The organism is Mycobacterium sp. NS-7484 (assembly GCF_001953975.1).
GTDB lineage: Bacteria > Actinomycetota > Actinomycetes > Mycobacteriales > Mycobacteriaceae > Mycobacterium.
Genome location: NZ_MBEJ01000051.1, coordinates 22,557 through 37,231, shown reverse-complemented (window position 1 = coordinate 37,231; position 14,675 = coordinate 22,557). Strand labels below are relative to the sequence as shown.

The 14,675-nt window shown below is 68.1% G+C and carries 15 protein-coding genes; 5 read left to right on the top strand and 10 right to left on the bottom strand.

Annotated features, from left to right (window positions below):
* Positions 1–148: 148 nt before the first annotated feature.
* The 6 genes from A5733_RS09490 to A5733_RS09465 form a co-directional block, all read right to left on the bottom strand.
* Positions 149–1,600, bottom strand: coding sequence for a cytosine permease (locus A5733_RS09490; protein WP_076239921.1), 1,452 nt, complete (start codon positions 1,598–1,600; stop codon positions 149–151).
* Positions 1,601–1,754: 154 nt separating this feature from the next.
* Complete coding sequence (locus A5733_RS09485; protein ID WP_076239920.1) at positions 1,755–3,032, bottom strand: primosomal protein; 1,278 nt, start codon at positions 3,030–3,032, stop codon at positions 1,755–1,757.
* Positions 3,033–3,077: 45 nt separating this feature from the next.
* On the bottom strand, positions 3,078–4,127 hold the full coding sequence (locus tag A5733_RS09480) for a C40 family peptidase (protein WP_076239919.1): 1,050 nt from the start codon (positions 4,125–4,127) through the stop codon (positions 3,078–3,080).
* 2 nt (positions 4,128–4,129) lie between these two features.
* Positions 4,130–4,435 (bottom strand): hypothetical protein, encoded by a 306-nt coding sequence (locus tag A5733_RS09475; protein WP_231965695.1) that lies wholly within the window; start codon positions 4,433–4,435, stop codon positions 4,130–4,132.
* A 63-nt stretch (positions 4,436–4,498) separates the two neighbouring features.
* Positions 4,499–5,236, bottom strand: a complete 738-nt coding sequence (locus A5733_RS09470; RefSeq protein ID WP_067769612.1) for an SDR family NAD(P)-dependent oxidoreductase — start codon at positions 5,234–5,236, stop codon at positions 4,499–4,501.
* Between the two features lie 18 nt (positions 5,237–5,254).
* Positions 5,255–5,863 (bottom strand): sigma-70 family RNA polymerase sigma factor, encoded by a 609-nt coding sequence (locus A5733_RS09465; protein WP_083666068.1) that lies wholly within the window; start codon positions 5,861–5,863, stop codon positions 5,255–5,257.
* A 136-nt stretch (positions 5,864–5,999) separates the two neighbouring features.
* Here A5733_RS09465 and upp point away from each other — a divergent pair, with 136 nt between their 5' ends.
* Positions 6,000–6,623, top strand: a complete 624-nt coding sequence (upp, locus tag A5733_RS09460) for a uracil phosphoribosyltransferase (protein ID WP_067769615.1) — start codon at positions 6,000–6,002, stop codon at positions 6,621–6,623.
* 6 nt (positions 6,624–6,629) lie between these two features.
* On the opposite strand, the gene A5733_RS09455 is transcribed toward upp, so the two are convergent.
* Both A5733_RS09455 and A5733_RS09450 read right to left on the bottom strand, forming a co-directional pair.
* Positions 6,630–8,246, bottom strand: a complete 1,617-nt coding sequence (locus A5733_RS09455) for a phospho-sugar mutase (RefSeq protein WP_076239918.1) — start codon at positions 8,244–8,246, stop codon at positions 6,630–6,632.
* Positions 8,243–8,689, bottom strand: a complete 447-nt coding sequence (locus A5733_RS09450) for a MarR family winged helix-turn-helix transcriptional regulator (protein WP_076239917.1) — start codon at positions 8,687–8,689, stop codon at positions 8,243–8,245. The genes A5733_RS09455 and A5733_RS09450 overlap by 4 nt, the downstream gene beginning before the upstream one ends.
* 108 nt (positions 8,690–8,797) lie before the next feature.
* Here A5733_RS09450 and A5733_RS09445 point away from each other — a divergent pair, with 108 nt between their 5' ends.
* A complete protein-coding gene (locus tag A5733_RS09445) occupies positions 8,798–9,889 on the top strand; it encodes an AbrB family transcriptional regulator (RefSeq protein ID WP_076239916.1) in 1,092 nt (363 codons plus the stop codon).
* On the opposite strand, the gene A5733_RS09440 is transcribed toward A5733_RS09445, so the two are convergent.
* On the bottom strand, positions 9,882–10,691 hold the full coding sequence (locus A5733_RS09440) for a purine-nucleoside phosphorylase (RefSeq protein WP_369830917.1): 810 nt from the start codon (positions 10,689–10,691) through the stop codon (positions 9,882–9,884). The genes A5733_RS09445 and A5733_RS09440 overlap by 8 nt on opposite strands.
* Positions 10,692–10,735: 44 nt before the next feature.
* Between A5733_RS09440 and A5733_RS09435 the strand changes: the two genes are divergently transcribed.
* The 3 genes from A5733_RS09435 to A5733_RS09425 all read left to right on the top strand — a co-directional run bounded on the left by A5733_RS09435 (position 10,736) and on the right by A5733_RS09425 (position 14,128).
* Positions 10,736–11,920: a M20 family metallopeptidase gene (locus A5733_RS09435; protein ID WP_076239914.1), complete on the top strand. Its 1,185-nt coding sequence runs from the start codon at positions 10,736–10,738 to the stop codon at positions 11,918–11,920.
* Entirely contained in the window at positions 11,917–13,083 is a 1,167-nt protein-coding gene (locus A5733_RS09430) for a M20 family metallopeptidase (protein WP_067769625.1), read from the top strand. The genes A5733_RS09435 and A5733_RS09430 overlap by 4 nt, the downstream gene beginning before the upstream one ends.
* A gap of 109 nt (positions 13,084–13,192) precedes the next feature.
* Positions 13,193–14,128 (top strand): hypothetical protein, encoded by a 936-nt coding sequence (locus A5733_RS09425; RefSeq protein WP_076239913.1) that lies wholly within the window; start codon positions 13,193–13,195, stop codon positions 14,126–14,128.
* Between the two features lie 70 nt (positions 14,129–14,198).
* Here A5733_RS09425 and A5733_RS09420 read toward each other — a convergent pair whose 3' ends face one another.
* Complete coding sequence (locus tag A5733_RS09420; protein ID WP_067769629.1) at positions 14,199–14,666, bottom strand: gamma-glutamylcyclotransferase; 468 nt, start codon at positions 14,664–14,666, stop codon at positions 14,199–14,201.
* Positions 14,667–14,675: the final 9 nt, after the last annotated feature.

The following is a 14,675-nucleotide window of genomic DNA, read 5'->3' as shown; positions in this document are numbered from 1 at the left end:
CAACCTCCGTTGTTGGGAAAGATTCGTTCGTTGATTCCATGATTCAGTTGCTCACTGCATCTGTACAGTTCATATATTCGATGTGTTGCATCGCGAAAAACGATCTAGATGGACGCGTCGATCGTCGTGCGCCTGGCCGTGGCGTTGGTCAGCGTTCGGGCTGGACGACGAGATCGCTTGTCTTGGGCGAGGTCTCGACGTGCTGGCGGACGCTGACCGTGGCGGTCGAGCCGGAGGTGCGTCGTACCAGCAGCAGATAGATGGGTCCGGTGACGATCAAGCCGGCGAGCCAGGACAGATCGGCGCCGCCCAGATGCGCGGCCACCGGGCCGGTGTACAGCGACGTCGCCATGAAGGGAATCTGAACGACGATGCCGATGACGTAGGCAATGATGGCTGCGCGGTTGTAGCGTCCGTAGATTCCGCCGTCGAATCGGAAGATCGATTCGAGGTCGTAGACGCCCTTGTGGACGATGTAGAAGTCGATGAGGTTGATGGCCGTCCACGGCACGAGCACAACCAGCAGCGCCACCACGAGATTGACGAAGTGGGACACGAAGTCCGCTGACAGGGCGATCGCGACGACCGACGCACCGATCAGGATCACCACCGACAGGATCACCCGGGCCCGCGCGGTGGGAATCCACCGGGCCCGGAACGTCTGCACGCTGGTGATGATCGACAGCACCGAGCCGTAGAGATTCAGTGCGTTATGGCTGATGACACTGAACACGAACAACGCCAGCATGGTGGTGCCGAGCGCGCCGGTGGTCGCGTGGACGCCGTCCATCGTGTCCATGCCGACCGGGGCGGCCAGGGCGACGACGGCACCAAAGGCGAAGGACAGGAACGATCCCAGCACGCAGCCGAGGTAGGTGGTCCAGAATGTCGAGGCCACGCCCACCTCCTTCGGCAGGTAGCGCGAATAGTCCGACACGTACGGCGCGAAGGCGATCTGCCACAGCGCGCCGAGGGACACCGTGGCCAACCATCCCGCGAAGTTGAAGCCGCCGCGGGTCAGGAAATCGGCGGGTAGGTCCGACGTCAGGATCGCGACAAAGCCTGCGGCGATGGCCAATCCGAGGACCCAGGTGCCAATCCTGTTGAGGAAGTGGATCAATCGGTAACCGATGATGCAGATGATTGCCGAGCCCACCGCGCCGGCAATGATGCCGACGTTCACGGGCACGCCACCGGCGATCCCGTGGATGGACTGACCGGCCAGCACGATGTTCGAGGCAAAAAAGCCCAGATACATCACGGCCGCGATCACCACGATGATCAGCGCGCCCAGCGTGCCGAACTGGCCACGGCTCTGGATCATCTGTGGAATGCCCATCTGCGGGCCCTGCGCCGAATGCAACGCCATCAGCGCACCGCCGACCACGTGCCCGACGGCGAACGCCACCAGGCTCCACCACAGGTTCAAGCCGAACAGGCTGGGCCCGAGCGCTCCGGTGACGATGGGCAGCGGCGCGATGTTGGTGCCGAACCACAGGGTGAACAGGTCGCGCACCTTGCCGTGCCGGTCGGACGCCGGTACGAAACCGATCGTGTGCTGTTCCAGCATCGGCGGGGTCTGGCTGTGGATGTCGGCCATCTGGTCCTCCGGGATCTGGGCCCGGTAAACCTGTGGCCCGCGGTGGTGATGAGGACCACGATGGATGAGGAAACCCCCATCTGTAAAACAACAGTAATCGATGTAGTTGATCTGAAATTCAGATGTCTACGTCGATCCGAGCTCGTCCGCGCGGCTACTCCGGGCGCAGCCGCGACTCCACGAAGCGCTCCAGCGCGTCCCACTGCTCGACGGCCTGGGCGTAGGGCGCTTCGGGTTTGCGGGCGTTGTCGTTGCCCAGGACATAGCCGACGAACTTGCCGAGGGCCTTGGTGTCGGCCAGCGTCTCATCGACGGTCTTGTCCTCGGAGTAGTCGCTGACGTCGCGCAGCAGTTCGACGGCCAGCTCCAACTGGTCGTGGTCGACCGCGTCGGGCCCGTCGGCGATGTCATCGGAGATGCCGGACAGGACGTAGACGTTCTCGTCGGAGACCTCCACCCGCAGCGAGCCGTCGGTCGCCGCAGTCCGGATGTCGTCGTAGGTCGCCAGGTCCGACAGGTCGTGGTCGTGCTCGTCGGCCAGGTACCGGGCCAGCGCGCGCTCGGAGCTGAACACGCTGATACGGCCGTTGCGGCCGAGGAAGACCGGCTCGTCGTCGAGGTAGCAGCGCAGGGTGTAGACGGTGCCCGAACCGGTCATGATCCGCACCGGATCGATGCCGACCTTCGCCCAGAAATCCTCGTCGTCGCCCAGGACCGCGGTATCGGCGGCGCTGCGGGCAGACTCACCGGCGACCGCCTCGTCCTCGCCGTCACCCTCATCGTCGGCGTCTTCGGTCTCGGCGGTGAGCTCGTCATCGTCCTCTTCGGGAGCGGGCTCCTCCAGCTCGGCCTCGGCCTTCTTGACGGCGTCGGCCTCGAGATCCTCGGGCACCGTGACGATCTCGTCGATGGCATCGAGCACACCGTCCCAGCCCCGGGCGATCACGGCTTCGATCTCGGCCCAGCGCTTGCGACCGGAGCGGCCGGTGAAGCCCTCCAACCCGCCGCCGACCGTGCCGAGCACCGGGTTGCCGTTGAAGAACTTGCTGATCGCCGCCAGCTCGCAGACCGAGCCGATCGAGGACACCACGACCAGCGTGCGGTGCAGGGTCGCGACAGACTCCTCCGTCGGCTTGTCGGCGACGAGATCGGGGAGCCCGACGATGTCGTACTCACGGTCGTCGGCCGGTTGCAGCCGATGGGCGTTGGCCGCGGTCAGCTTGTCCCATGCCGGGTGGTCGGCCAGATCGTTGTCGGTGTTGGTGCGGACGAATGCGACCAGGTCAGCGACCGATTCGAAGCCATAGAGGGCGTCGCCTTCGCCCAGGAAGGCCTCCCACTCGTCGCCGGCATCGCGCCACCGCGGAGCCCAGAGTGTGTAAAGGTCGCCCTTGGTCAGCCCGAGCCGGACCGGCACGATGTCAGCAGCCATGCGGCACAGCCTAATGGGACGGCCTGCGCGCCCGGTCAGGTTGGTCTACGCCGTGGGCCGCCAGAAGCCCTGGAAGCCCTGACCGGCATTGGTGGTGCGGATCGGGGACAGCTTCACCGGATCGCCCGCCTCGATCATCGTGCCCTCACCCACGATCATCGCGACATGGCCGTCCCACACGGCCAGATCACCCGGGCGCAGCGACCCGGCCGACACCGCCTTGCCGATGTCCTGCTCCTGAGCCAGACGTGGAATGTCCAGTCCGGCTTCGTGATACGCCCATTGAGTCAAGCCGCTGCAGTCCAGTCCGACGCCCGGTGTGGTGCCGCCCCACCGGTAGGGCACGCCCAGCTGGGTGAGGGCGTGTCGCACGGCGCTGGCGGCCACCGCATTGGGCGCCACCGCGGTACTGCCGTCGGGCAGGCGTACCGCGACGCCGTCACCGAACATGCCGGGGTCGCGTAGGCCGACGGCGGCCTCGGGTCGATCGGCAGCCGATGGCATACCCCCGCTGAACGAGGCCGGGGTGAAACCGCCCGCGTGGCCCGCACCGCCGGCACTTCCCGTGCCACCCGAGAACCCCGTGCCACCCGAGAACCCGGCCGGAGCCGGGGCGGTGACGGCGCCGGTGAGCGAGCCGGCCTGAACATCCAGCTCGGCGCGGAGTTCCTCGATGACGGCTGACGCCTCGCTGATCGCCCGCTGTGCCTCGGCCTCGAGTTCTTCGGCCACCCCCGGCTCTGCGAGGTGCGGCGCCAATGCCCCGGCGCGTTGCTCGAAGCGGTCGATGATGGCCTGCAGCCGCGCACCCGCGTCGGCCACTGCGGTGCCTGCGTGCCGGGCCGAGGCGCTCAGCACCCGTGCCCGCTCGGCCAGGCTGCTCGCCTGAGCCGCGGCACCCGCGGTGAACTCCGCGGCGGCGGTGGCGGCGGTTCCGGACCAGTCCCCGGTCCGTTCCCAGGAATGCCGCAGCGCGACGGCGATGTCCGACAGCGTGGTGTGCGCGCCGTCCAGGGCCGTCACCGCGGGGACGTGGTGGCCGGACCCGACGAGATCACGCAGCTCGTACAGCGGTGCGGCCAGGGTGATGGGCACCGCTACACCTGCGGCAACAGCTCGGCGGCTCGCTCACCGGCGGCGTGGAAGACGTTGACGGTGCCCTCGGCGTGCAGCGCACCGGAGCCGGTGTGGGTTCCGAGCGCCGCAACTGCGGCACTGTGTTCGGTCACCGCCTCGGTGAACGCGATGACGAATCGTTCAGCGACAGGGCCGAGAGCATCGGCCGGTGACGGCATCGACCGCAGGGCGGCGGCCACGGTGTTCAGGTCGGCGGCGTGCGCGGCAAGGGCGGCGCCAAGTGCGCGGATGGCCGCCAGGTCGGCGCGCAGGGTGTCGGCGGGCATGTGGTTAGGACGCCCGCCGACGCCGTTCGGTTCCCTTGAATCGCGTCGGGCTGAGTGTCGGGTTCAGATGGCCGTGCCGCCGCCGTCGACGTGCAGCGTCGAACCGGTGATGAAGGCCGCGCGCGGCGAACTCAGGAACAACACCGCGTGGGCGATCTCCTCGGGCGTGGCGGTGCGGCCCAGTGGCAGGGCACGACCCAACTCCTCATTGGTGTCGCCCCATTGCGCCGCCACACCTTCGGTGCGGGTCGGTCCCGGGGCCACGCTGTTGACCCGCACCCCGCCGGCCCCGAATTCCGCGGCCCAGGTGCGGGTCAGCGATTCCACCGCGGCCTTGGAGGCGCTGTAGGCGGATGCTCCGGGCACGCCTTTGGAGGCGACCATCGAGGTGACGTTGACGATGCTGCCGCGGCCACGGTCGAGCATGCCGCCCACCAGCTGGGCGACGAGGAAATAGGTGCCGCGCACATTGGTGTCGAAGGTCTGCTCGAAGGAGTCGATGCCCTGCTCGACGGTGAGCGCGCCCGGGAACGCGGCCGCGTTGTTTACCAGGATGTCGGTCTGATCACATTGTTGTGAAAGTGATTTCACCGATTCCAGGTCGGCGAGGTCGGCGCGGACGAAGTCGACGTCACCGCCCAGCGCGACCGCGGCGTCACGTCCTCGCTTCTCGTCTCGGCCGGTGATGATCACAGTTGCGCCGGCACCGGCCAGCAGGTCGGCGCATGCCAGGCCGATGCCGGCAGTCCCGCCGGTGATCAGCGCGGTGTACCCCTTGAGTTCGGTCGATCCCGATTCCATGGTGTCCTCTCGTTGTTCTCAGGCGACACATTGGGTGTCGGCCAGCGTGGCGCGCAGTCGTTCTCGGCTGCGCGATATCCGTGACATCACCGTTCCCAGCGGGATTTCCATCCGGGCCGCGGTCTCGGCGTAGGTGAAACCTTCGATGTCGGCGTAGTACAGCACCGTGCGAAAGCCCTCGGGCAGCGTCAGCACCGCGTCACGGATCCGGTTGTCGCAGAACAGGTCAAGAGCGTGATCTTCGGCGGAACGCTCTGCGGCTCTGCCATGGCTGCTGTTGGTCCACATGTCGCTGTCGGTGATCTCGCCGACGGTGAACGTGTCCGGCCGCCGTTGCTTCATCCGGTGCGTGCTGATCCAGCGGTTGTGCATGATCCGGAACAGCCACGCCCGCACGTTGGTGCCCGGCTCGAACCGGTGAAAACCGGCGTAGGCGTTCATCAGTGTGTCCTGCACCAGGTCTTCGGCGTCGGCCTGGGTGAGAGTGAGCCGTCGCGCGGTGCGCAACAGGACGGGTTGAAACGGCATGGCCTCACGAGCGAACCTGTCGGCCAGTTGTGCGACGGACTCCTCGACGGTGGGGTCCGTGGGCGAGCCGGTCGGTCCGATGTCTACGACTTTCGCCATGTCAGTTCTCCAGAGTCGAGGGGGCAGGATTGACGCCATCTCAGACTGTCCGGGCCAACCCCGTAGCGGACCCTTGAAAACCCGTGGTCCGTGGTCCGTGGGCCACTGCGGGCAGCGACCCCGTTAAGGTCGGCGCATGGATGTACGCGTCGTCGACCACCCTCTGGCCGCCGCCCGGCTGACCACCCTGCGGGATGAGCGCACCGACAACGCCGGGTTCCGGTCGGCACTGCGTGACCTGACCATGATGCTCGTGTACGAGGCCACCCGCGATGCTGCCTCCGAGGCGATCTCGGTACGAACCCCGGTGACCGAAACGACCGGGTTCCGGCTGGCCAACCCGCCGCTACTGGTCCCGGTGTTGCGGGCCGGTCTGGGCATGGTCGATCAGGCACACGCCCTGATCCCCGAGGCGCAGGTCGGGTTCGTCGGGATGGCCCGCGACGAGACGACGCATCAGCCGACGCCGTATCTGGCCTCGCTGCCCGACGACCTGAGTGCCCGATCGGTGTTCGTGCTCGACCCGATGCTGGCCACCGGCGGCTCGATGGCCCACACCATCGGCCTGCTGCGCGAGCGCAACGCCGTCGACATCACCGCGGTGTGCGTGGTGTGTGCGCCACGGGGGATCGACACCCTCAAGGAAGCGGCGCCCGAGATCCGGTTGATCACGGCGTCCATCGACGAGGGGCTCAACGACGCCGCCTACATCGTCCCGGGCCTGGGTGACGCCGGGGATCGTCAGTTCGGCCCGCGCTGAGGCTGCCTACCAGCGCGCCGCCGCGTCGGCCAGGGCCTGACTCAGCTTCTCGGCGTGCGCCCGCGCGGTGCGCACATCGTCGGTCGGGGCACACCGAACCTCGGTGTAGGACTTGAGTTTCGGCTCGGTTCCGGAGGGCCGCACCACCACCCGCACCGACGTACCCGCCTCGTCCCCGGTGAAGATCAGCGCATCGGTGCAGAGCTGTCCGGGCCGTTGCTGCAGATCCTCGACGGCGACGGCGAAGCCGGCCAGCTCGGTCGGCGGGTTCGAGCGCAACCGGGCCATGGCGGCGTCGGCGTCGTCGACGTGGCGGGTCACCGCGCCGGTGACGTGCACGCCGTGCTTCTTGGCCAGATCGTCGAGCGCGTCGAGCATGGTGCGGCCCTGATCACGCAGCGCCGCAACCAGGTCGGCGGCCAGGATGGCCGCGCTGATCCCGTCCTTGTCGCGCACCGCGGCGGGGTCCACACAATGGCCGATCGCCTCTTCATAGGCGTACACCAAGGTGTTGCCGGGACTCTGCGCACGGGCCAACCACTTGAAACCAGTGAGGGTTTCGGCGTGTTGGGCGCCGTGCGCCTCGGCGATCGCGGCCAGCATCCGGGAGGACACCACGGTGCTGGCCACCAGGGCGGCCTCGCTGACCGGGCCGGGCTCCAGCTGAGACAAGATGTAATCGCCCAGCAGCCAACCGGTTTCGTCACCAGTGAGCATGCGCCAGCCCTCCGGACCCGGGACACCGACGGCGCATCGGTCGGCGTCGGGATCCAGCGCGATGGCGATCTCGGCGTCGATGTCGTCGGCCAGCGCCAGCAGTGCGTCCACCGCACCGGGTTCCTCGGGGTTGGGGAAGCCGACGGTGGGGAAGTCCGGATCGGGCACGAACTGTTCTTCGACGACGTGGACGTCGTCGAATCCGGCCAGGGCCATGGCATCCAGCGCGTATTCCCCGCCGACACCGTGCAGCGGCGTCAGCGCCACCCGCACGGACCCCGCACTGCGACGCACCCGCGCGGCCCGCTCGACGTAACCGTGGATCTGGCGCAGGCCGCCGACTTCTACCGGCACCCGGGGTATCTCGTCGGCATGTGGCGCCCGGGCCATCGCCGCCTCGATCTCGCGGTCGACGGGGGAGATGATCTGCATGCCACCGCCCAGAAACACCTTGTAGCCGTTGTCCGTCGGCGGATTGTGTGAGGCGGTGATCTGGATGCCCGCCGCCGTCGGCAGGTGCCGGACGGCGTAGGCGATGACCGGTGTCGGGACGGCGGCCAGCATCAGCAGCACGTCGAAACCTTCCCCGGCCAGCACTTCGGCAGCGGCCAGGGCGAATTCGTCGGATTTGTGCCGCGCGTCGCGACCCACCACCACATGCGTGCCGCCGGACCCTCGGTCCTTGAGTACCTGCGCGACGGCCCACGTGGCTCGCATGACCACGGCCAGGTTCATCGCGTCCGGCCCGCCGCGCAGGGGCCCGCGCAGCCCGGCGGTGCCGAACGTCAGCGGCCGGCTGAACCGGCGGTCAAGCTCGTCGGGACTGCAGGCGGCCAGTTCGGCCGCGGTCTGCGGATCGGGGTCGTGGGCGATCCAATCGGCGGAGGCAGTCGCGATGGAGGTCATGTGCCAAGTGTGCCCGCACTGGCGTCGGAGTAAGCAAGCTTGCGCAGGACCGGCGCCACCAGCATCAACAGGTCGACTTCCAGATCGGTCAGGTTCTCCCGCATGGTGGCGTGCAGCCAGGCGTCTCGTTCGGCCCGGTCGGCCTGTAAAAGTGCGGTGCCCTCGTCGGTGATCTCGATCAGCTGGCGGCGGCGGTCGGCGTCGTCGGGGCGGCGGGCGATCAGACCGCGACGGACGAGCTCGTTGATGCTGTCGGTCAGCGACTGGACGCGTACGTGCAGGCGGGCAGCCATCTCGGCGGGAGCGGTGGTGCCGCTGCGGCCGGCCTCGCCGAGCAGTTCCAACTGGCTCAAGGTCAGCCCGTGATCGGGACGATGACGCCGCATCTGGCGGGCCACCGCCATGATCGACTCGCGGAGTTCCGTTGCCGACGTCGCAGACATAATCAAGTTATACCTTGGTATCTACCCTGATATTTGCATGTTGATCGCCTTTCGCGGTGACTAATGCCAAGGGATTACTTATTATGTGAGCAGGAGGTGCACGCACGGATGACTCGGACGTTGCGGTGGGTGCTGCTGGTTGTCGCGACTGCCGCCGTCACCGTCCCGTTGAACCTCGTCGGCGTTCCGTCGGCGGCGTTGTTCGCCGGTCTCGCGGTCGGCATCACGCTGGCCTTGGCCGCATTCGCCCCCGAGCGGATGCCTCGCCCGGCCGGGGTGATCGCCCAAGGCGTACTCGGCGTCTACATCGGCACGATGGTGCATCAGGATGCCGTCGACGCCATGGGTTCGGACTGGCTGATCGTGGCGGCGGTCACCGTGGCGACCTTGGTGCTGAGCGTCGTGGCCGGCGGCTTGCTGGGATTGCACCGTGACGTCAGCCCACTGACCGGGTCGCTGGCCCTGGTGGCCGGTGGTGCGTCGGGTCTGGTGGCCATCGCGCGCGAACTCGGCGGCGACGATCGCGTCGTCTCCGTCGTCCAGTACCTGCGGGTGGCGCTCGTCACCGCGACCATTCCGCTCGTGGTGACCCTGATCTTCCGCGCCGACCGGTCCCACCCCGCGCCGGTCGCCGCTGAAACCGATTCGGCTCCTTGGTATCTCAGTATCCTCATGCTGATCGCGATCGTCGGGGTCGGCGTGGTGCTCGGCCGGTTGGCCAGGCTTCCCGGTGCCGGGCTACTGGGTCCGTTGGCGTTGACGGTGGCGCTGGAACTCAGTGGCCTGTCCTTCGGACTCACCGTCCCGTCGCTGCTGGTGCAGGCGGCCTACATGGTGATCGGCTGGCAGGCCGGCATCGCCTTCACCCGAGAATCGCTGCGCGCCATCGGCCGCATCCTGCCGGTGGCCTTGACCTTGATCCTGGTGCTCGGTGCGGCCACCGCCGGGCTCGGCGTACTGCTGGCCAACGTCACCGGCATGACGCAGCTCGAGGGCTATCTGGCGACCAGCCCGGGCGGCGTCTACGCGGTGCTGGCCACCGCGGTGGAAACCGGGTCCAACGTCACCTTCATCATCACCGCGCAGGTGCTGCGGGTACTTCTGATGCTGTTCGCGGCGCCACTGATGGCACGCGGCATGGCCCGGCTGGGCCGTCGACACGGCCGGCCGATCGAGGAACCGGTCGCTGCGGTCAGGTGAGCGGCCGGATCCGCTCGATCACCGAACGCAGCAGCGCACCCATCCGGGTCGCCGACTGCCGCCCGGCCTCGAGCACCTCGGCATGGCTGAGCGGCGCACCCGTCATCCCCGCGGCCAGATTCGTCACCATCGACACACCCAGCACCTCCAGGCCGGCCGCCCGGGCCGCGATGGTCTCGAGCACCGTCGACATGCCCACTAGGTCGGCACCCAGGGTGCGCAGCATCCGGATCTCGGCCGGGGTCTCGTAGTGCGGGCCGGGCAACCCGGCGTAGACGCCCTCGGTCAGGGCCGGTTCGATCTCGCGGGCCAGCGCACGCAGCCGGGGGGAGTAGGCGTCGACCAGGTCGACGAACTGCGCGCCCACCAGCGGAGACCGGGCCGTGAGGTTGAGGTGGTCGCTGATCAGCACGGGCTGGCCGACCTCGTACTCGGACCGCAGGCCGCCGGCGGCGTTGGTGAGCACCACGGTGGACACACCCGTGGCCGCCGCGGTGCGGATCGGGTGCACGACATGGTCCAGGTCATGACCCTCGTAGGCGTGGATCCGGCCGGCCAGCACCAGCACCCGGTGAGCGCCGATGCGGGTGGAGTGGATCTGACCGCGGTGCCCGACCGCGCTGGGCGGGACGAGTCCGGGGATGTCGGCCATCGGCACCGTGGCGACGGGATCTCCGAGCTCGGCGACCGCGGGCGCCCAACCCGAGCCGAGCACGACGGCGACATCGTGGTGGCGAACTCCGGTGCGTTCGGCGATGGCTTCGGCAGATGACAGCGCTGAGGCCTCGAGATCGGTCACGATAGGCGAGCTTAACCGTCGGAAACGAGCAGTGAGATACTGCGAGGATGCCGTCCGCCACCGCCTCGCTGAGCGTCGAAGACGCCATCAACCGGCGTCGTGGCGACCTCATCGAGCTCTCTCATTCGATCCACGCCGAGCCCGAGCTGGCGTTTGCCGAGCACCGCAGCTGCGCCAAGTCCCAGGCGCTGGCGGCCGAGTACGGCTTCGAGATCACCGCGGGTGCCGGTGGGTTGGACACCGCGTTCCGCGCGTCGTACGGCAGCGGCGAGCTGGTGATCGGCGTCTGCGCCGAGTACGACGCCCTGCCCGAGATCGGTCACGCCTGTGGGCACAACATCATCGCGGCCTCGGCTGTCGGTACCGCGCTGGCGCTGGCCGACGTGGCCGACGACCTCGGCCTGACCGTGGTTCTGGTCGGTACTCCGGCCGAGGAGCTCGGCGGCGGAAAAGTGTTGCTGCTCAACGCCGGAGTGTTCGACGACATCGCCGCGACGGTGATGCTGCACCCCGGCCCGGTGGACATCGCCGCCGCCCGCTCCCTGGCGCTGTCGGAGGTGACCGTCGATTACGTCGGCCGGGAGTCGCACGCGGCCGTGGCGCCGTATCTGGGGGTCAATGCCGGGGACGCGGTCACGGTCGCGCAGGTGGCCATCGGCTTGTTACGTCAACAGCTCATGCCCGGGCAGATGGTGCACGGCATCGTCACCCACGGCGGGCAGGCCGCCAACGTCATCCCGGGGCACGCCGAGATGCGCTACACCATGCGGGCCACCGCCCTGCCGGCGCTGCGCGAGTTGGAAGAGCGGATGGCCGGGTGCTTTTCGGCCGGGGCGCTGGCCACGGGTTGCCAACACCGGGTGACCGAGATCGGACCGGCCTATGCCGAAATGGTGCCCGACCCATGGCTTTCCGAGACCATCCGGGCCGAGATGGTGCGGTTGGGCCGAAACCCGTTACCGGAGAACGTGGAGGCAAGTGTGCCGCTGGGCAGTACCGACATGGGCAACATCAGCCAGGTGATGCCCGGAATCCATCCGGTGATCGGTATCGACTCGGGCGGGGCGGCGATCCACCAGCCGGCGTTCACCGCGGCAGCGGCCGGCCCCAGCGCCGACCAGGCTGTGGTGGAAGGCGCGATCATGTTGGCGCGCACCGTGGTTGCGCTGGCCGAGACACCGGCGCAGCGCGACCGGGTGCTGGAGGCCCAGCGGGTGAGGCGGGCGTCATGAGTGTGTTGCAGCACGCCGCTGCCCGCTGGTTGTCGGCCCATTACGACGAGATGGTGTCGTGGCGTCGGCATCTGCACGCACATCCGGAGTTGGGCCGCCAAGAGTTCGCCACCACCGAATTCGTCGCCAACCACCTCGCGGACGCGGGGCTGAATCCCAAAGTGCTGCCCGGCGGTACCGGGTTGACGTGTGACTTCGGGCCGGAGGATGGGCCACGCATCGCCCTGCGGGCTGACATGGACGCCTTGCCGATGGCCGATCGGACCGGCGCGTCGTACGCCTCGACGGTGCCCAACGTCGCACATGCCTGCGGGCACGACGCGCACACTGCGGTGCTGCTCGGCGCGGCGATGGCCCTGTCGTCGGTCCCCGAGTTGCCGGTGGGGGTGCGCCTGCTGTTCCAGGCGGCCGAGGAGTTGATGCCCGGCGGCGCGATCGACGCGATCAATGCCGGCGTGCTCAACGGGGTGAGCCGAATCTTCGCCCTGCACTGCGATCCGCGGCTGGCGGTGGGGAAGGTGGCCACCAAGCCCGGCCCCATCACCTCGGCGGCCGATTCCATCGAGATCACCCTGCACTCACCTGGGGGGCACACCTCCCGGCCGCACCTGACCGGTGACCTGGTCTACGGGCTCGGCACGCTGATCACCGGGTTGCCCGGCGTGCTGTCGCGTCGCATCGACCCGCGCCACGACACCGTGATGGTGTGGGGCGCGGTCAATGCGGGCGTGGCCGCCAACGCCATCCCGCAGATCGGCACCCTGGCCGGAACCATTCGCACCGCCAGTCGCGACACCTGGCTCACGCTGGAATCCATTGTGGAAGAGACAGTTACGTCGCTGCTGGCCCCGCTCAACATCTCCCACAGCCTCAACTACCGGCGCGGGGTGCCCCCGGTGGTCAACGAAGAGGTGTCCACGCGCATCCTCACCCACGCGATCGAGGCCGTCGGCCCCGACGTCCTCGCCGACACCCATCAGTCCGGCGGCGGGGAGGACTTCTCCTGGTACCTCGAAGACGTTCCCGGTGCCATGGGCCGTCTCGGGGTGTGGAGCGGTCAAGGGCCACAACTTGATCTGCATCAGCCCACCTTCGACATCGACGAGCGCGCGCTCGGCGTGGGCGTGCGCACGATGGTCAACATCGTCGCCGCCTCTGGGTAACTTTCGGCCCCCTCTGCCCCGCGAGCGTGCGTGTTTGCCTCCAGACACGCCGCATTTCGTCGACATTTTGGTGTCACTCGTCGCGCATGAGCGCTCCTAGGCTGTCGACATGACAGCTGCGCCTGACGATCAACTGGCTTCGGCGACGGCGGCGATACGGGAGTCCGAGTCGCTCAAACGGCAACTGGCCGCGGCGCGGGCGCATGCCGAGGAGTCGGCTGCGCGCGCCGGTGAAGCGGGCGGCCGCCTGGGCGCAGAGGCGCGCGACGTCCACAAGCTGGAATCGTTTTCGCTGACCAAGATCTGGGCCCACCTCAAAGGTTCGCACCACGACGACCTGGCGCGTGAGACCGCCGAACACCAGGCCGCGGAGTACGAGTACCTGACCCAGCGGGCGCGTGCCGAGGCCGACGAGCGCCTCGTCGAGCATCTGACCGCCCGCCTCGCGGCACTCGGCGACGTGGCTCTCGCATTGGAGCAGGCGCTGAGCGCCAAGGAACGCTGGCTTCAGGACAACCATCGTCCCGGGTCGACCAGGCTCCTTGAAATCGCTGGTCGCCGTGGAGAATTGACGGCTGAGCTCAACGAGATGGCGGAGGCCACCTCGGCCGGCCGACTGGCGTTGACGGATCTGCGCACCGCCGCTGAACAGCTCGACAGCGCACGGTCATGGTCGGCATATGACACCTGGTTCGACGGCGGCATGATCGCCAGCATCGTCAAGGAGGGCAGGCTCGACAGCGTGTCATGGTCGCTGCGTTCTGCCGACACCCATCTCAAGCAGTTCACCGTCGAGCTGGCCGACGTCCATATGGAGGGCGTGCGGCTCGTCGAACTCCGCTCCATGACCAGCGTTTTCGACGTGTGGTTCGACAATTTCTTCACCGATTTCATGGTGCGCGACCGGATCATCGAGGCGCAGGGGAAAGTCGGCCAGGCCATTACGGGCGTCAAGCAGATCCTCAGGCAACTCGATCAGCGCGCGCAGGCGGCCAACCACGAGTTGACCCTGCTGCGAGCCGAACGCGCGGACATCTTGGCCTGATCTCGCCAGTGCTCAGATCCGCGCCTTACGTCGACCCCGCTTGAATCACGCTCGCGCGGCGTCAGACCAGTCAGGGACCGATGTTGCGGGACGGGCGGGTGCGCAAATCGTGCACATATTCCTCCGGCGCGCCGGCGATCTCCGCGGCGTCGGCCATCACCCCCAGATAGCGGGCCGAGGGCAGACCGCCTTCCCACGCATCGACCACATATAGCCAGGCCAGCACGGGATCGGTGGTGGTGTCCGACGACAACCGGTCCACCCGGCAGCGGATCTTTTTGTGGAATCCGAGTTCGGAGCCCTCCCAGCGGTCCAGCGAGTGCTCATCGGCCGATGTCATGTCGTAGAGGACGACGAACACCTTGGACAGCGGGTCCTCGACGACGGTGGCCAGCGCGCCTTCCCAGCCGATGTCTTCACCGCCGAACGTCAACCGCCAGCCGTGCAACCACCCGGTACCCGCCATCGGCGAGTGCGGAGCCCGTTCGAGCATTTGCTCCGGGTGCATATTCGATCCATACGCGGCGTACAGCGGCACGGTTAGACA